Origin of the sequence: Comamonas piscis (genome assembly GCF_014109725.1) — a bacterium.
Classification (GTDB): domain Bacteria; phylum Pseudomonadota; class Gammaproteobacteria; order Burkholderiales; family Burkholderiaceae_C; genus Comamonas; species Comamonas piscis.
Genome location: NZ_CP058554.1, coordinates 2,494,392 through 2,511,864, shown reverse-complemented (window position 1 = coordinate 2,511,864; position 17,473 = coordinate 2,494,392). Strand labels below are relative to the sequence as shown.

Sequence of the window (17,473 nt, the reverse complement as noted above, 5' to 3'; positions counted from 1 at the left end):
TCAGATGGGCTGAGGTGGCAGCATGCCTTCGATGCGTTCCAGCATCTCTTCTAACTCTTCGGGCTCGCAGCTTTTAAGCAGCGCCCGAACGTTGGGCCCGATGCTGTCCAGCCCCTGCTTGAACTCATAGCCTGAGATCAGCAGCACATGGCGCTGGCTGTCATCGGCAAGCCATTGCCGCGCCAAATCGGTGCCGGATAGTCCGGGCAGGCTCACATCGGTCACCAGCACATCAAAGCCTTGCGGGTCGCTGATAGCCAGCGCTGCCTCTGCGCTCTCTACCCCCACGATTCGGCGGTGCGGGGCCTCCATGACGGCCATAAAACCCTCACGGATGTCCTCGTCATCCTCCACGTACAGATAAGTGATCATTTTTTCGGCTGCAACAAGATGGTTCTCATACAAATCTCTGCATGCCCACAGGCATGCTGAGATATTGTTGCCAAGCCTCATCAGCGGCGTTGCCAGACGCTTCTGTTTGCTGTGTGGGACGGGGGCGATACCTGGTTCAACATAGAAGCAAACGATCCAGCGCGCCCCAACAAAAAAGGCCAGGCTTCCCCAGCCTGGCCTTCCCTTCTCCTCCTACATGTTTAGTCGATAGGCACGATGCGCACGCTCGACTGGCTGGCTGCATCGGCGGCCACCACGCCCACAAACAGGCGGCGGTTCTTCTCGTCATAGGCGACGCCGCGGATCTTGGGCCAGCCGCTGGCTAAAACGCTGGTCTCGCCCTTGGGGCTGACGCGGAACAGCTTGCCACCCGAGCCACCAAAGAACAGGTTTCCATCGGAGGCGGCAGTCATCAAATCGATACCGTCTGCCGCCGTGAACGTGGCAATCAGCTTGCCATCTGCAACAGTTGCAGGCGCAACGCGCAGCTTGGCCAGCGAGAAGGACAGCACCTGGCCGCTGGTCTGGTCACTCACATACACCGCATCGCCCACTACCGCCAGCCCTACCGGCTTGCCAAAGCCGGTGATCAACTCGGTCTCGGTGGCAGCGGTGCCGCTGATCTTGAGCTCGCTCACGGCACCGGCGCCGCCCTTGATGAACCAGCCATCCAGCAGCGAGCCATCGGGCGTCGGCGTGATGCCGATGCGGCGGCGCAGGCTGTCAGTACCAGTCAGGTTGTAGGCCGTGCCGCTCTTGGGCACGGCGGCCACAGCGCCATCCGTGCCAAAGCCAAAGCGCGTCACATAGACGGTGCCATCCTTGCCGCGCGTGACCTGGCCCAGGGTCGAGCCGCTGGCCGGTGCCGTGGGCAAGGCTGCGTACTGCGCAAACTGGGTGCCACCTTCCCATACCCGGATGGTGTTGGCTTTCTCATCGCTCACAAACAGGCGGCTCTCGCTCTTGTCCCAATACAGGCCATTCAAATCAGCCGATACCGACAAGGTGGTCGGCCCCCGATCGGCATCGCTACCACCGCCTCCGCAAGCCGACAAGGTGACTGCAGCGCCTGCCAGGCCGACCAGCAGCATGCGGCGCATACCAAATCCCCGTGACGGGCGGCGCAAGAAGGTGGTGATCGCTGGCATGGGCCTCTCCTCGTTATGTGTATAAACCGCTATTATATTTTGGAATAGCGCTATGCCAATTTAGGGTTAGCGTCGGAGTCGGCAGCCGCAGGACCATTCAAAATTCTGGCTTAGCCACCGCTGCTTGGTTCATGCATGGGCAGCGCAGCGTATCCCACCCTCTACTTGCCTACAAGGCCCCTAGATGCCAGACACCATCAGCTTGCAGCCCATCGGCCGCATCCACAGCCCCTTCACATTCACCACCGGCATGCCGATCCAGACGGTGGCCGCTGCCGACGTGACCGGCCATGTGGAGGTGTTCGAAGCCTTTGCGCCTGGGCTGCGCGATATCGAACATTTCGACTACCTGATCTTGCTGACCCACCTGCACCAGGCCAGCGAAAAGCTGGAAGTCGTGCCCTTCATGGACACCCAAAGCCATGGCGTTTTCGCCACCCGCTCCCCCGCCCGGCCCAACCGGCTGGGGCTGTCGATTGTGCGCCTGCTGCGGGTGGAGGGATGCGCGCTGCACTTCAGCGGCAACGACATGCTCGATGGCACGCCAGTGCTGGACATCAAGCCCTATGTGCCTGCGCTGGATGTGCGGCAGACCGAGCGGATTGGCTGGTTCCAGCAAGGCTTGCAGCGGCTGCCGGAGACGGTGTCGGATGACCGGATGAAATGAAAGTTAGGGCCGTGTCTCGGCGATTTACAGGAAAGGCCGCGAAGCCAGCTCCACCCCCAGCACCACCAGGAAAATCAAGAAGCACTGCCGAAAACGCTTGGGGCTGATATGCGCCCTGATCAAGGAGCCGAGCCACATGCCAAGCAAGGCAGGTAGTACGCTCAGCGAAGATAGGCCCAACTGGTTCAAGCGAAACGCACCATTCGCCAGCAAACCCAGGGCGAGCGCGATGGTCGAGACCGTAAAAGACAGCCCCAATGCCTGCACCAGCTCATCCTTCTCCAGCCCCAAGGCCCCCAGATAAGGAACGGCTGGCATCACAAAAACACCGGTCGCCCCCGTCACCACGCCGGTGATGAGCCCCACCACAGGTGACAGCCATTTTTCGAGCGAACGCGGAATGGACAGCGCCGGCGCAAACAGCGCATAGAGTGCGTAGACGATCAACGCGGAGCCCAGTGCAAAGCCTGACCAGGTCGGGTCAATGCGCACCAAGAGTGTCGACCCTCCCACCGTCCCCAGCACAATGACGACCAGCATGGGCCAGAGGCGGCGGACCAGCCCGCCAATGGCGCCGCCAGAAAAGAGCTGCCAGACATTGGTCACAAACGATGGCACCAGCAATATCGATGCCGCTATGGACGGCGGCATCACCATGCCCAGCAACCCCATCGCGACCGTAGGCAGCCCCATTCCCGTGACGCCCTTGACCATCCCTGCAAAGAGGAAGGTGGCGGTGAGCAATGCGTAGAAGAAAATCGAATCATTCATAGAGCGCCTTTAGAGGGCTCTATTGGAATGATTTCGCTGCAGATGCACAATTCGGAATTTTTAGTCGATCCTCTGGCAAAACCTGAGGATGGCTAATTCAGCCCTGCTACCTTTCCAAGATACTCAGGGATTCACAATCAAATCCGCCAACAAGGGCCGTATGCGCTCTTCCACGTAATAGCCGCCGTACTCTGTGTAGCGCAGAAACGCCCCAGAGCACTGCGCGCATCGCCACAAGCTGCTGCGCGTATAGGGGTGCCAACCCAGAGCGATGGGTGCATCCGGGGACCACAGATTGGTTCCATCAGGATGGAACTCGTCCAAGCGCTCCCACGACTCCTCGGTGCCCAAGGCGCCGAGCAGCTCAAGATGGTCGATGCTCACCGCGCCAGAAATGGACTCCCAACCCGGTCGCCACAACGGGGCGCAATCCGCGCAACGCGGGTGATGGGCAGCCTTAGCCGCCGTTGTCCGCAGTTCGGCTTCAGAAATCTGTTGTGGGGTGGTCACGGGGGTCGCAGTTCGCAGGGAAAAGGTGCGGATGAGTGTAAGCCAAGCCACCGCCACAGCAGACCGATGCAGTCACTTTGCATTGCTGCTGCAGCCCTTGCGGGCCAGCCATTCAAGCCCGGCTATTCAGCCTATTGGGTCGGTGGATGCTCTAGGTTTTCATTGATCTTGCAAATTCGTGCCTTTGTAGATCAAGGACATTTGCAGAATCAGTGAGAACGGTTGATGCAGCCATTCTCACACTCTTGCAAAGATCCTACGCACCTGGCCAGTTGGCCGGGATCGTTCCGATGGCGGCTTGCGACTGCGGATTCAACTGAGTTCAGAAACTCTCTCAGACGGTTCACTACAAGGCCAGGCTCATTGAAAAATTTATTCACTAGCTTGAAGGTCAAGGAACTTAGAAGTGCATGGGCGGGGACGCGATCCCGTTATTACAGCTCCTTCAAGCCCGTAGCACAGTCCCAATACATGATAGTCACGAAAAGGACCATTTTGATCAGGACCAGATCGATAGACTCCAGAAAGCATGCCGTCATCGCTTACTTTCAAGTTCATAAATCGACCATATGTAAGGGGATCAGGCGTTCCGAAAAACTCGTTGCACGGGGTGATTTGCCCCACAGAATTAAACGCGGAACCCTCTCGCTCTAGACTTCCGCTGTACTCACAGAAAACTCCGCCTGGAGAAGCTAAAGCCGCATCCAACCTCTTCCCTGTACTCCTTAAGGTCAATTTCGCACTGAAGGGGTGCCCCCAGTAGTTGTCTTTCCCGAAAAATGAGACAGAGAATTGATTGCTTAGCCGACGTTCCGTATCTGCATAAACGAAGCGTGAAATGGATAACTCTGACTCACCTGGTAACTGGATAGTTCCCGATTGGCTTGTGTCAAACTTTATATTAACTACGCCAACCTTTTGAGATATTTCTCCACTCTGTACAGGGCCACCCAGAGCAGGCCCATTCTTGTATTCGTAAAGATCCGCAGTGAATGTCGCTTGCTTAGCAAGCTGCCCCGAGGCTTGGTAAAACGTTGCCGACCCATCTTGGCGATATCCGTAGTACGACAAAATGATGGTCTCTCCGCCTTGGCGTTCGATCTGGAGACCGCGCCCTGGTTTTCCGTTGAGCTCACTGTCAAATGACCAGTAGCCTTGTTCAGGCAAAGCCGCGAAGGCTGGCATGGCTGAGTTTGCAATAACCGTGGCAATCAAAGCGTGGAACGCAAATTTCATTTTGACTCCTCAATTCACTTAGTTTTCGTTGGGTCGCTGGAGTAGTATAGGTGGCCTGCAACATGTTCAGGAGGTGATATTTAGCAGTCAAAGTGGAGGCTCCAAATTTTTGGAGCTCAACTACCGGTAGTGGCCCTGACTCGTCATCCTAACTTCGAAATGATCAGGGCTGCAAAGGTCATATCTACAGCTACGCGGACGGGCGTCAAGCTAACATTCGCTTCATTACCTCTTGCAGCCTCCAAAACTTCTCCGACTTCAAACTTTAGTACGGAGATTAAAATCTCACGATGAACCGTCACCAGTACGCTTTACACACTTCCACCAGCTGCGCATGGCTGACGTTAAGCATCCGCGTTATCGGGCCGGCATAGTCGGCGTGTTAACTGATGGAATCAAAATCGCCACCATCAGACAAATGTTTTGCAAGTAGATATGCCACGCCTGTGAATAAATTATATCTAGGCGAGTCATTTTCAACATACACAATCTCTTCTGCATGTAGATCGATTCCAAACTCTTCTCTGAAGCTGGATAATCCATTAGTGACGGCAGCCTTAATTCTAGCCTCGTCTAAGTGACCATGAGAACAGCCGCTCGTGTTGGCAGTTTTTATAATTAACGGCTCTGTTGGGGCCGAAGTGAACTTGATTCCTAGCAGGACATGGGAAGGCCCTGTTATATAGGACACATAGTGACGTCCTTCTTTCATCATAAATCCTGGCATAGACGCTCTCTCTCTGATACCTTATTAAAGATAATTTTTTAGGCCAACCCAAAAGTCTCAAGCCCAAAGCCGTCAATGTGGGTCGTAGCCTAACGATCAGTTGAATCCACAGCCGATGGCCGCCATCCTAACTTCGAATTGACCAGGCGCAACAGCAGCCTCACTGGTCGGCGACAGGCTGGAAGCCGCCCCGGCACCCCCTCGGGCTGAGCTCAATGCGCCCCGAGTTCAAACTTCAATGAGAAAAATTTAAAACTCACGGAGAACCGACAGCCAGCTCGCACTCCTAGGCAGGGTGAGTGTCGGTTCTCAATTTGCATGTAGTGAGAAAATTTGCAAGATCAATGAGACCTACCGATGCTGCGGCTCGTCTTTTTGCAATGCTTTGAAGAAGATAAGTTCCGGGTCGCCCGGATCGAGGTTTTCCACGATGCCGCTTGGCACAAAGCCAGCGCGTGCAAAGAGGCGCTGCGCTGGGGCATTGGAGACATTGGTACTGCTGAACAACTTCTGCGTCGTGCATCGCTGCGCAAGCTCCATGAGCAAAGACAGGGCCAGGCCTTGGCCACGGTGGGCTGCCGCAACGCACACCAGAGATACAAAGCCGTGGCCAAAGAAGTGCTAGTCCAACACGGCAAACCCAAGCACATGGCCATCCGCCACCGCCCCCCTGCACACAGCTTGCTGGACCATGCGTTGCAGCTCCACCCTGCGGCTCTCATGCGCCTGTGCGTAGGGGTCACAGGCATAGAGTTGCGGCAGATCGGCTACTAAAGCGGTGCGAAACAGGATGTCGGGGGCGGCTAGCATGTGCGGTTGAAGACTTTGCAAATATCCAAGCGATGATGCCTGCTCCCTGCATCTTGCACCAGCGCTGCGCTGAGCGAGATCTGGCTTGGCATCATCCCCCCCGCCCATGACTTCCACCCCCATGCCGTTATTGAAGCTACATTCCCCAAGCAAAGCGGCAAATAGCCCGTCATCAACGTTGAAAACAAGGAGCTGCCGTGACCGTTGAACATATATATGGATGGGGGCCCAAAAACATGCCCCGCCTCGATGAGGCAGACAAAAAGCGCCTAGCGGCCATGGTCAAACGCGGAGATCTGCACCCAGTGCTCAACCACAGCAAATGGGCAGAGCTGCGCAGCGAGATGCTCGCAGCTCCGAGGGTGGAGCACCCCCGCTTTCGGGCGCGCAGCGTGTTTGCACCGCCTGGCTTTTGCAGCGACTGGGACAGCGAGTTTTATTACCACATCCATCCGGTGGAAGAACTGGAGTGGCTGGAGCTGAAAACCGCATCTCCTGCCTGGCTGCATGAGGCATTGCGGCGCAATAGCATCCCTTTCTCGGTGGAAGAAGGCATTGTGCGGGTCTGGGGCTATACGCGCCCAGGACTGCAACCTCAATGGGTCTAACTAGCGACGAGAATCCAGCACCGGATCAGCCAGCAGCGGCCATTCAATCATCGCCTTATGAGGTCAATGCAGACTGAATTGCTGAAATCTTTAAAAGTCCAAAAATAGCCTTGCGATTGTTTACTTACATTTTTACAGATAGATTCATTTTTATAGGATCGACAACCGCTTGTTGTTTGTCATCTGACGCCAGGTAAACGCTTAAGGCGCACCGGCAGGTTATTAGTCAATGAAGTTAAAAGTGAGGGGTGACATGAAATCTAGGCTATCCGTGTGCGTGCTTTGCATCTGTCTGGCATTGGTGGGCTGCAAGAAAAGTCTCAGTTCGGAAGAGCAGGCTCAGGTACTGGCGCTGCGTACTGAGCTTGATACAACCCAGAAGGAAGTCTCGGCGACAGAATTGCAAAATGCCAAGTACAGCGGTGGGCTGGTAAAGGCACAGATGGCACTGCGCCTGGAAACGCTCAAAACCAACGAAGCCCTGCTTCAGCAACGTATCCACGCGATTGAATCGGGAGCTAAGGTGACCGTTGAGACCTTTGCTACCAAGGCGGATCCCGATCGCGCAAAAATGCTGCAAGAGGAGATGACCAAGCAGGATCTCAAGGTGTCAGAGGCGGAGGCCAAAGCAAGGCTCAACTCGGGTGGCCTTGCAGGAACCATGGCCGTCATAGGTGCGGCTACAGAGCGCAACAGCCTTGCGCTGCTGCGCCAACAATACCTGGTGGCTAAATATGGGCTGGCATCGCCACAGCCAGCGGCATCAAGCACCAACGTCAGCAGCCCAAGCTCAGAAACAGCGTCCAGAGCTGGATTGCCCGAAACAGCACCCATCCTCGCCGATAAGGACTTGTCTGAGCAAATCCTGGAAGCCAAGCTTCTGCAGAAGAAATACGCCAAGCAGGACTACCAGGATTACGTGTTTTTCGATGTTGTGTTCAACCCGAACGGCCTTGATAAGCCTGCGAGAGCCATCAAAGGTGTTCTGATCTTGACCGATCTATTTGGCGAGCAGAAATTCGCGGTCAACTGGACGATTGAAAAACCCGTCATTCCAGGAACCGAGCACGTCGAGAAGGGATACGGATTCCGATTCAACCAATTTATTGAATCCCACCAATGGGCGAGAAACACGGACAAGGACAACATGAAGCTGAAGTTTCGCGTCAACAGCATCCTCTACCAAGACGGCAGCTCGCGGACGTTCAACGAGTAATCCCGAGCCAAGCAGTCCAGTGGACAAAACTGCGCTCATATCGCACCCAAGGACTGCTTTAGTTGGCGTACCCAGTCGGCCACGGCTGCACCGATTTCTTCGGGGCATCGCCAAGAGAGTCCCGTTCGCTATGGCCAGCAGGCTGTAGAAAGCGCCAACGCACAGCGTCCTTGGACCCCAGTCAAAAACCTATCACTCATCCACGCCAATCATCACCGACGAAGCTTTGATAACGCCATAGGCCTTGGCGCCCTCTTTTAAATTGAGCGAATCGGCCGAGTTGGTGGTGATGCTGGAGGCGATCTGCACGCCGGGTGCGATTTCCAAAACGACTTCGGTCGAGACGGGGCCACGGGTGAGGGAGATGACGGTGCCGCTCAAGACATTGCGTGCGCTGATTTTCATGGGGGATCCTGGATAAGGGTGGGGAACTCGGCTCGGGAGCCGCGAGAGAAACAAGTGCTCTATTCTGGCTGCTTTTAGCGCACCACCCAACAAGCAGATCAAAGCCGCTACGGTGATCGGCAAAACCAGGCCATGGCGCAATAACGCCACAGTTGCAAGGGCGGCGCTTTAAACATCTGGAAACAGTCATAAAATGCGAATAATTCTCAAATGCATCGGCCTGCCGCCCGTTTTGTTTCGCCTCCCATGCCTGCCATTCCCGACGTTCAGCTTCTCTATACCGGCCACCACCAATGGCTGCAGCAGCGCTTGCAGCACCGGCTTGGCAATGCAGCCGATGCGCAGGACATGGCGGCCGATACCTTTGTCTGCGTGCTGAGCAGTGCGACACCGCCCGATGCGATCCGTGAGCCCCGGGCGTTTTTGACGACAATTGCCAAGCGGCTGCTGATCAACCACTGGCGCCGCCGTGATCTGGAGCGCAGCTACCTCGAAGCGCTGGGCGCCCAGCCCGAGCCGCTGATGCCATCGCCCGAAGAGCTGGCGGTATTGCAGGAAACCCTGGCCCATGTGGCCAATGCGCTCGACGGCCTGCCGCTACCGGCCCAGCAGGCCTTTTTGCTGAGCCAGCTCGATGGCCTGGGCTATGAAGCGATTGCAGAACGCCTGGGCATCTCGCACAGCACCGTGCGCCGCCATATGGCCGAAGGCTTTCGGCGCATTGCACTGGCCTTGGCCCGGCAGGATGCCGGCATTGCTGCCCCGGTGCGCAGCGCAGCACCCGCCTTGGCGGAAAGCCTAAACGCAGGATGAGCGCCCGCCCCGAACCCGCGCTGGATCCCATCAGCGAAGCCGCCGTAGACTGGCTGGTGCAGTTCCACTCTGGCGAGATGACTGAGGCCGACCAGGCCCGCCACCGGGCCTGGCTTGCCGCGCATCCCCAGCACCAGGCAGTTTGGCAGCGGCTGAGCGGCAGCCTGCATGCGCAGTTTGGTGCTGCCCGCGCCGTGGTTACACCCAAGCCCACTGCCCCGATGGGCGATGTGATGGGCCAGGCGCTCGCGCATGCCCAGCGCCGGGGCCATGACCGGCGGCGCTTGCTGGGCGGCGCATTGGCTGTGGGAGGTGTCGCCACCGGTGCCCTGCTGCTGGCCGACCGCCAGATGCCCTGGCGCCAGATGACGGCCGACCTGCGCACCGGCACTGGGGAGCGCCAGAGCTTTACCCTGCCCGATGGCAGTGAGTTGCTGTTGGATGCCCGATCGGCCGTGGACCTGGACTTTGGCCCAGACCGCCGCCGGGTCAAGCTGCGCCAGGGTGCGCTGCTGGTGCAGGCCAAGACCGCCAGCAACGGCCTGCCGCCGTTTGAGGTGCTGAGCCCGCATGGCAGCATCCAGGCGCTGGGCACCCGCTTTTCTGTGCGGCTGGAAGACGCTACCACCCGCTACACCCGCGTCGGCATGCTGGAGCACGCCACACGCCTGACCACCGTGGCCGGTGCCAGCCAGGTGCTGGAAGAAGGCCGCAGCGCGCGCTTTGATACCTTGTCCATCGAAGCCGAAGACATCCAACCCCAGGCAGAGGCCGCCTGGCAGCGCGGCATGCTGGAGGTGCACAACCAGCCGCTGGGCGAGGTGGTGCAGGCGCTGCGCGCCTACCGCCGGGGTTTTATCCGCATCAGCCCCCAGGCCGCTGCGCTGCGGGTGTATGGCAACTATGCGCTGGACGACAGCGACCGCGCCTTTGATGCGCTGGCGGCAACCTTGCCCATCACAGTGCGCGTTTACCAGCGCGGCTGGCTGGTCGTGATCGAAGCCGCCTGAGACGCCCGGCCTCGTCCCGGCAGCCCTTCTGGCACCGCGCAGCAGCGCATCGGCCCCACATTAGCCCCCGCCTCGCAAAAATAAATGAACACTTTTTGGTGCTCGCTCTACATACCTTGGAAACCTCGATTTTTCTATCTGCCCTTCCAAGGATCCTATGCCACTCCGCCGCTCGCCCGCCCTGCCCACTGCGCATATGGGCGCACTCGCACTAGCCGCCGCCATCGCCTGCAGCTTGCCTGCCCAGGCCCAAACCAGCAACCCGGCCGCCGTCCAAAGTTATGACCTGCCCGCCCAGCCGCTGGGCAGCACGCTGGCCCGCATTGCCTCGCAAAGCGGCCAGCAGATCAGCATGGATGCCAGCCTGGTGCAAGGCCTCACGGCGCCTGCACTGCGCGGCAGCTATGCCCCTGAAGACGCCGCGCGCGCCGCGCTGGCTGGCAGCGGGCTGGAGTTGGTCAAGATCGACGGCAGCACCTGGGCACTGCGCGCCGCGCCCAAGGCCGGCGCCACGCCGGTCAGCAGCGAAGCCGCCGCCGCTGGCCTGACCCTCAACGAGATCCGCGTGACCGCGCCGGCCATCCGCAGCGCCACCACCGAGCAGACCGGTGCCTACACGCCGCGTGCCGTCACCATCGGCAAAGGTGAGCAGGCCCTCAAGGACATCCCCCAGTCCATCAGCGTAGTCACCCGCCAGCTGATGGATGAGCAAAACGCCACCTCGGTCTACGAGGCGCTGGGCAGCACCACCGGCATCACCCTGCTGCAAAGCCCGCAGGGCGGCAAGTACATCTACTCGCGCGGCTTCAGCATGGCCACCATCCAGTACGACGGGGTCAATGTGCAACGCCTCTACGGCCGCGCCAGCAACTACCAGGGCGGCACGGCCATTTATGACCGCGCCGAAGTACTGCGCGGCTCGGCCGGCCTGCTGCAAGGCGGGGGCGACCCGAGCGGCGCCGTCAACCTGGTGCGCAAGCGCCCGCTCAAGGAAGGCGGTGTCACCGTCACCGCCAAGGCCGGTTCCTGGGACCGCTATGGCGCGCAAATCGATGGCAGCGGCGCGCTGAATGCCGAAGGGACCTTGCGCGGACGCGCGGTGATCGATGTGGAAGACCAGCACTCCTTCATCGACTACACCAACCAGCGCAATGGCACCTTGTACGGCACCCTGGAATACGACATCTCGCCCCAGACCCAGGTCAGCGTAGGTGCCAGCTACGAATCCTTCAAAGGCCGGCCCTTTATCTCGGGCCTGCCGCACTACAGCGATGGCCGCGATATCGCGCTGCCCCGCTCCACCTTCCTGGGCGCCAGCTGGAACCACCAGGACAACAACACCCAAACGCTGTACGCCGACCTGAACCACGAGTTCAACAGCCAATGGCGCGCCAAGGTATCGGCTCTGCATGTGAAGGAAGCGCTGGACATGAAGTACGCCTCGTCCCAGCGCGCGGTGGCTGCGGCCACGGGCCTGGGCGGCACCGTTGCCAACCTGACCCAGGCCAACCAGCGTGCGTCGGGCCTGGATGCCAGCCTGGTCGGCGACTTCAACGCGTTCGGGCGGGAGCACCAACTGGTGCTGGGCAGCAGCTACAGCCAGGGCCGGGTCACCAGCGACTACAGCTCGATGAACCCGCCCACACCGATCAACGTGTTTGACCCAGACCCGTTCCGCCCCGAGCCGAGCAATGACACATTGCGCTACGCGAACACCGAGCGCACCTTGGGCAAGACGCGCCAGATTGGCGCCTACGGTGCCCTGCGCCTGCAAGTGACCGACCCGCTCAAGCTGGTGCTGGGTGGCCGCCTGGGCAATTACAAGACGGATTTCGACACGATCACCAGCACTGCCGGCGACGTGGTCGCCTCATCCACGCACCAGGCCAACACCAAATTTATGCCGTTTGCCGGCCTGATCTATGCCCTCAACCCGCAATGGTCGGCCTACGCCAGCTATGCCGATATCTTCAACCCTCAGTGGTCGCTAAATGCAGCGGGCGAGAACCTCAAACCCATCCAGGGTGCAACCTATGAGCTGGGCCTCAAAGGAGAAATCCTGGGCGGCCGGGCCAATACCTCGTTCGCGCTGTACCGCGTCGACCAGAAGAACCGAGCCACCGAAGACATTGCCTCCGGCCCCGATTGCCGCGACGGCTACTACTGCTACACCGACCAAGGCCGCGTACGCAGCCAAGGCTTTGATGCCGAGATCAGCGGCGAGCTGACCCGGGGCTGGAACCTGTTTGCCGGCTACACCTTCAACCGCAATGCCTACAAGCGCGACGTGAACAACGAAGGGCTGGACTTCAACAGCTACACGCCCAAGCACCTGCTGCGCCTGTGGACCACCTACCGCCTGCCCGGCGACTGGAACGCGCTCACCATTGGCGGCGGCGTCAACACCCAAAGCGCCTCCTACCGCAAGATCGGTGCGATCAGCCTCAATGCGCCGGGTCGCGCCGTCTGGAGCAGCTATGTGCGCTACCAGATCGACCCGCATTGGCAGCTGAGCCTGAACTTCAACAACATGTTCAACAAGCGCTACTACTCATCCATCGGCAACCTGGTCAACAGCAGCCACTATGGCGAACCGCGCAATGCGATGCTGACCCTGCGCGGCTCCTTCTAAGCGCCCAGCGCTGCACATGGAAGGCGAGTTTCGCAAGCGCATGGCCTGGCTGCACACCTGGTGCGGCCTGGTCAGCGGCTGGCTGCTGTGCGCGATCTTTCTGACCGGCACCTTGAGCGTGTTCCGCGCGCCCATCACGCGCTGGATGCAGGCCCAGCCGCCGGTGCAGGCCGCCGCAGCCCAGAGCCAGCTGGCGCTGGATGCTGCGGCCACTTACCTGGCCAGCAAGGCCGCAGGCGCGCGCTTCTGGCGTATCGAGCTGCCCCAGCAAGCGGGCGATGCCTTGCTGCTCGCCTGGCAACCGGCAGGCGCCCAGCGCGGCGGCCTGCAAACCGCCGCGATGGACCCGGCCACCGGCGCCCTGCTGCCCCAGCCCTGGGGCCGCAAGACGGAGGGCGGCCGCCATTTCATGAGCTTTCACTACAGCCTGCATGCGGGCACCATCGGCTTTTGGGTGGTGGGCTTTATGGCCATGTGCATGCTGGTCGCACTGGTTTCCGGCGTGGTCGTGCACCGCCGCATCTTTGCCGACTTTTTTACCCTGCGCCTGGGCAAGGGCCAGCGCTCCTGGCTGGATGCGCACAACGCGACCGGCGTGCTGGCGCTGCCCTTTTTGTTCATGATTGCCTACACCGGCCTGGCCTACTTCTACAGCAGCTACATACCCTGGCCGCTGCGCGCGGTGTATGGCGACAGCCCCCAGGCCCAGGCGCGCTACCAGGGGGAGCTCTCGTCCGAGGCCGCAGCGCCACGCCGCAGCCTGCAGGGCCAGCCCGCAGCGATGCAGGATCTGGCACAGCTGCTGGACCAAGCGCGCCAGCTGACCGGACGCAGCCCGCGCATGCTGTTTATCGAGCGGCCTGGCGATGCCTCGATGACCGTGCGCGTCTTCAACCAGGCGCCGGAGGACAGCCAGACCATCCTCAACCAGGCCGGTCAGGTCAGCTTTGACGGCGTGACGGGCGCCGTGCTGCAGCTGCGCAACCCCGATCCCCAGGCCCCCACCCACAGCGGCCAGATCCACCCGGTGCTGGAAGCGCTGCATGTGGCCAGCTTTGGCGGCTGGACCCTGCGCTGGATGTACTTTGTCTTCGGACTGATGGGCACCGCGATGATGGCCACTGGCACCGTGCTCTTCATGGTCAAGCGCCGCAAAAAGTCAGCGATGGAGTTTGGCGCCGCCACGGCCAGCATCTACCGCGTGGTCGAGAGCCTGAACGTGGCCGCCTTGGCCGGCATCGCGCTGGCCAGCATTGGCTACTTCTGGCTCAACCGCCTGCTGCCGGCCGCCATGCCGGGGCGCGAGCTGTGGGAGATTCGCGGCTTTCTGCTGATCTGGGCGGCCAGCGGGCTGTATGCCGCCTGCCGGCCCCCGGCGCGTGCCTGGGTGGAGCAGCTGGCACTGGCAGGCGCGCTGTGCCTGCTGCTGCCGCTGCTGAACCTGGCCAGCACGGGCCTGAGCGTTTGGCAGTATGCTCGGGTGGGCGACTGGCAAAGCGCCAGTGTGGAGCTGGTCGCCATCGCGTTCGGGCTGGTGCTGGTCGGCATGGCCTGGAAGCTGCAGCGGGCCTGGCAAGCCCAAGCCACCACCACAAAGCCGGCAAAGGGTGCCAAGGCACCCACGGTTGGCCTGCGCTACCGCCTGCAAGTCAGCAGCCGCGTGCTGGCCGCCTGCCTGGGCGGCTATGGCGTCGCCAGCTTGCTTGCTGCCGCCGTAGCGGTGCTCTTGCCCCGCATCAGTGGTCTGTCGGCGGCAGAAGGGGTGCTGGCCGCCAGCTTGCTGGGCTTTGTGTTCTATGCCGTCGCGGCGCTATGGGTGTTCAGCCTGCGCAGCGCCAGCCATGCCTGGCTGGGCCTGGCGGCCGTGGCCTTGGGCTCAGCGCTGGTGCTGCTGTAGCGGCTTGGCCGGCACCGCCAGGCGCATGCGCACAACGGCTTGCATCTCGCAGAACCCTCGCTATAATCCGCCCCCTATGGTCATCATCTCGTACGCCTTCGCAGTGCTGTACCGCCTCGCTTCCTAAGCGCGGCACGATTTCCTATTCCCATTTGAAACGATGCCGCCGCACGGGCGGCATTTGTATTTTCAAGGGCCTTCCTGCGGCATTTTTCCCAGAAAGGTCCCTGTGGTGTCTCCTCCCTCTCCCTATTTTTCAGCCGCCGCTTCTGCCCTCTCTCGCAGAGCGTTGGGCCTGCGCGCTTTTCCGCGCCCCAACCCGAGGGCCGCGCCATGAAGCACGCCTCCATCGCCCTTGCGCTGTGGACCGCATCGCTGCTGATAGCCGCCTGGCAAGGCCGCGCCGGGCGCATCGAGCGCCGGGATTACCGGGCGCTGCTCACCGTGGCGGGTATCGCCGGCCTCAGCGCGGCAGCGCTGGCGCTGATCGCGCTCGTGTCTGCTAGTGCCGAGCCCTGATGCCCGCCGCTGCACTCCACCGCATCCTCCCCATTTCCATGCTGCTACAGCACACCCTTCCATGACTCAAGATTCCAACCCACCCGGCAGCGGCCTGCGCTTTGCTGCCTCCCTTGCGCTGATTGCCGTGCTCGGCCCCTCGGCCACCGACATGTACCTGGCCTCGATGCCCGAGATCGCCGCCGAGCTGGCGGTGCCCTATGCCCAGGTGCAGCTGACCTTGACCGTTTTCCTGCTCGCCATGGGCCTGGGCCAGCTGCTGTTAGGCCCCATCGTCGATGCCTTTGGCCGCCGGCGCCCACTGCTGGCAGGGCTGCTGGCCTTTGCGCTGGCCTCGCTCTGGGCCAGCCAGGCGCCCTCCATCGGCATCCTGCTCACCAGCCGCTTTGTGCAAGGGCTGGCAGGCGCGCTCACCCTGGTGGTGGTGATGAGCTCGGTGCGCGATGTGGCCAAGGGTGCGCGCGCCGCCCAGCTGTTTGCCTTGCTGATGACCATTGAGGGCCTGGCGCCCGTGCTGGCGCCTGCCGTGGGCGGCTATGTCGATGTGCACTACGGCTGGCGCGGCGTCATGCTCGTGCTGGCTGCCATGGGCCTGCTGGTGCTGCTGAACAGCGCCGTCGCGCTGCCTGAAACCCTGCCACGCGCAGCCCGCTTGCCGCTGCGGCTGCGGGCGGTTGCCAGCACCTACGCCCGCATTGCCAGCGACCGCTCGTTCTTGCTGCCCGCACTGGCCCTGTCCAGCGCTTTCTTTGTGCTGTTTATCTACATCGCAGGTGCCTCCCTGGTCTACCAGCAGCGCTTTGGGCTCAGTCCGGACCGCTTTGGCCTGGTGTTTGGCGCCACGGGCGTGGCCGTGCTGATGGGCGCAGTGACCAGCGTCAAACTGGTGCAGCGCGCAGGGGTCGCCCGGCTGGCCGTCATCGGCGCCATGCTGATGCTGGCGGGCTCTGGCCTGGCACTGGCCGCCGCTGCGGCGCAGCTGGGCCTGCCCGGCATCGTGCTGGGCATGTTCATCGCCATGTGGGGGCTGGGCATGGCCGAGGCCACGTTGATGTCGATGGCCATGGGCTCGCAGCACAGCGCGCTGGGCTCCACCGCCGCGCTGCTGGGTGCCTTCCAGCTCAGCATCTCATCAGCCGCCACACCGCTGGCCGGCAAGGTGGTGGTACTAGGCACCACGCCCTGGCTCGGCTTTATGCTGCTGGCCTCTGCGCTGCTGTTGCTGCTCACAAGGCTCAGCGCCAAGCAGGCTCCCGCCTCGCTCAATGCGTTAGCGGGCCACTGAAGCAAGGGCGGCGCATGGCAAGGCTGCTGCATTTACCGTAAATGCGGGATGGCAGCCTGCCATGTTTGCGTCAAAATGTAGCGATGACCCCTGCGCCCCTCCCCGTACTGCTGGTTGATGACGACCCCGACATGCTCGCCCGCCTGGGCGAAGTGCTGGGCTCGGTGGGCGTGACGCCCGAGCAGCTGTGCCAGGCCGGCTCGCTGGCCGAGTGCCAGCAATTGGTGACCGCGCCCGAAGGCGGCCTGCAGCCCATGGTGATGGCGCTGGTGGATTTGGGCCTGCCCGATGGCAATGGCATTGACCTGATTGACTGGCTGCGCGCGCGCAATCCCGTGCTACCAATCCTGGTGGTGTCGGCCTGGAGCACCGAGGAGATGATCCTGGGTGCACTGCGCGCCGGCGCCAATGGCTATGTGCTCAAGGAGCGCGACGACCTGGAGATTGCACTGTCGGTGCGCAATGTGCTCAAGGGCGGCGCGCCCATCGATCCCTTCATTGCCCGGCGCATTCTGGACCTGGTGGGCCGCACGCCTGGGCGCCAGCCCACACCCGTGCAGCCGCCCGACCCGGCACTGCGCGAAGCCCTGACCGAACGCGAGCGGCAGATCCTCGACCATGTGGCCGAGGGCATGAGCAACCGCGAAATCGCCGAATGCCTGCACCTATCCCGATGGACCATAGACACCCATATCCGGCATATCTACGACAAATTGGCCGTGAGCTCGCGCACACAGGCCTTGCGGCGTGCACGCGAGCATGGCTTGCTGCGCTGATCTGCCTGGCAGCGCTGTGCCTGGCGCTGACCGCGCAAGCCCAAGGCCAG

The 17,473-nt window shown here is 61.2% G+C and carries 18 protein-coding genes; 10 read left to right on the top strand and 8 right to left on the bottom strand.

Annotated features, from left to right (window positions below):
• Together HS961_RS11175 and HS961_RS11170 are read right to left on the bottom strand one after the other, a co-directional pair.
• Positions 1–372, bottom strand: a complete 372-nt coding sequence (locus tag HS961_RS11175; protein ID WP_238347894.1) for a response regulator — start codon at positions 370–372, stop codon at positions 1–3.
• A 221-nt stretch (positions 373–593) separates the two neighbouring features.
• A complete protein-coding gene (locus HS961_RS11170) occupies positions 594–1,541 on the bottom strand; it encodes a hypothetical protein (protein ID WP_182327918.1) in 948 nt (315 codons plus the stop codon).
• Positions 1,542–1,725: 184 nt separating this feature from the next.
• Between HS961_RS11170 and tsaA the strand changes: the two genes are divergently transcribed.
• Complete coding sequence (tsaA, locus tag HS961_RS11165) at positions 1,726–2,208, top strand: tRNA (N6-threonylcarbamoyladenosine(37)-N6)-methyltransferase TrmO (protein WP_182327916.1); 483 nt, start codon at positions 1,726–1,728, stop codon at positions 2,206–2,208.
• Between the two features lie 24 nt (positions 2,209–2,232).
• Here tsaA and HS961_RS11160 read toward each other — a convergent pair whose 3' ends face one another.
• The 5 genes from HS961_RS11160 to HS961_RS23775 all read right to left on the bottom strand — a co-directional run bounded on the left by HS961_RS11160 (position 2,233) and on the right by HS961_RS23775 (position 6,043).
• Entirely contained in the window at positions 2,233–2,979 is a 747-nt protein-coding gene (locus tag HS961_RS11160; protein ID WP_182327914.1) for a sulfite exporter TauE/SafE family protein, read from the bottom strand.
• Between the two features lie 123 nt (positions 2,980–3,102).
• On the bottom strand, positions 3,103–3,489 hold the full coding sequence (locus tag HS961_RS11155; protein ID WP_182327912.1) for a hypothetical protein: 387 nt from the start codon (positions 3,487–3,489) through the stop codon (positions 3,103–3,105).
• Between the two features lie 372 nt (positions 3,490–3,861).
• A complete protein-coding gene (locus tag HS961_RS11150; RefSeq protein WP_182327910.1) occupies positions 3,862–4,725 on the bottom strand; it encodes a hypothetical protein in 864 nt (287 codons plus the stop codon).
• Between the two features lie 382 nt (positions 4,726–5,107).
• The gene (locus tag HS961_RS11145; protein WP_182327908.1) at positions 5,108–5,437 is read right to left on the bottom strand and encodes a hypothetical protein; all 330 of its coding nucleotides are present in this window, start codon (positions 5,435–5,437) and stop codon (positions 5,108–5,110) included.
• A gap of 366 nt (positions 5,438–5,803) precedes the next feature.
• Positions 5,804–6,043: a GNAT family N-acetyltransferase gene (locus tag HS961_RS23775; protein ID WP_182327906.1), complete on the bottom strand. Its 240-nt coding sequence runs from the start codon at positions 6,041–6,043 to the stop codon at positions 5,804–5,806.
• A gap of 455 nt (positions 6,044–6,498) precedes the next feature.
• Here HS961_RS23775 and HS961_RS11135 point away from each other — a divergent pair, with 455 nt between their 5' ends.
• Complete coding sequence (locus tag HS961_RS11135) at positions 6,499–6,870, top strand: DUF6678 family protein (RefSeq protein ID WP_182327904.1); 372 nt, start codon at positions 6,499–6,501, stop codon at positions 6,868–6,870.
• Positions 6,871–7,099: 229 nt separating this feature from the next.
• A complete protein-coding gene (locus HS961_RS11130; RefSeq protein WP_182327902.1) occupies positions 7,100–8,086 on the top strand; it encodes a hypothetical protein in 987 nt (328 codons plus the stop codon).
• 192 nt (positions 8,087–8,278) lie between these two features.
• On the opposite strand, the gene HS961_RS11125 is transcribed toward HS961_RS11130, so the two are convergent.
• Positions 8,279–8,491: a TOBE domain-containing protein gene (locus tag HS961_RS11125; RefSeq protein ID WP_182327900.1), complete on the bottom strand. Its 213-nt coding sequence runs from the start codon at positions 8,489–8,491 to the stop codon at positions 8,279–8,281.
• Between the two features lie 246 nt (positions 8,492–8,737).
• Between HS961_RS11125 and HS961_RS11120 the strand changes: the two genes are divergently transcribed.
• The 7 genes from HS961_RS11120 (at position 8,738) to HS961_RS11090 (ending at position 17,423) form a co-directional block, all read left to right on the top strand.
• Positions 8,738–9,304 (top strand): sigma-70 family RNA polymerase sigma factor, encoded by a 567-nt coding sequence (locus tag HS961_RS11120; protein WP_182327899.1) that lies wholly within the window; start codon positions 8,738–8,740, stop codon positions 9,302–9,304.
• On the top strand, positions 9,301–10,314 hold the full coding sequence (locus HS961_RS11115; RefSeq protein WP_182327897.1) for a FecR family protein: 1,014 nt from the start codon (positions 9,301–9,303) through the stop codon (positions 10,312–10,314). Before HS961_RS11120 ends, HS961_RS11115 begins: the two co-directional genes overlap by 4 nt.
• 157 nt (positions 10,315–10,471) lie before the next feature.
• Positions 10,472–12,946: a TonB-dependent siderophore receptor gene (locus tag HS961_RS11110; protein WP_238347892.1), complete on the top strand. Its 2,475-nt coding sequence runs from the start codon at positions 10,472–10,474 to the stop codon at positions 12,944–12,946.
• Between the two features lie 16 nt (positions 12,947–12,962).
• Entirely contained in the window at positions 12,963–14,843 is a 1,881-nt protein-coding gene (locus HS961_RS11105) for a PepSY-associated TM helix domain-containing protein (protein ID WP_182327895.1), read from the top strand.
• Between the two features lie 333 nt (positions 14,844–15,176).
• Positions 15,177–15,362, top strand: coding sequence for a hypothetical protein (locus HS961_RS11100; protein ID WP_182327893.1), 186 nt, complete (start codon positions 15,177–15,179; stop codon positions 15,360–15,362).
• 61 nt (positions 15,363–15,423) lie between these two features.
• The gene (locus HS961_RS11095) at positions 15,424–16,647 is read left to right on the top strand and encodes a Bcr/CflA family efflux MFS transporter (protein WP_182327891.1); all 1,224 of its coding nucleotides are present in this window, start codon (positions 15,424–15,426) and stop codon (positions 16,645–16,647) included.
• Positions 16,648–16,730: 83 nt separating this feature from the next.
• Positions 16,731–17,423: a response regulator transcription factor gene (locus HS961_RS11090; protein WP_182327889.1), complete on the top strand. Its 693-nt coding sequence runs from the start codon at positions 16,731–16,733 to the stop codon at positions 17,421–17,423.
• Positions 17,424–17,473: the final 50 nt, after the last annotated feature.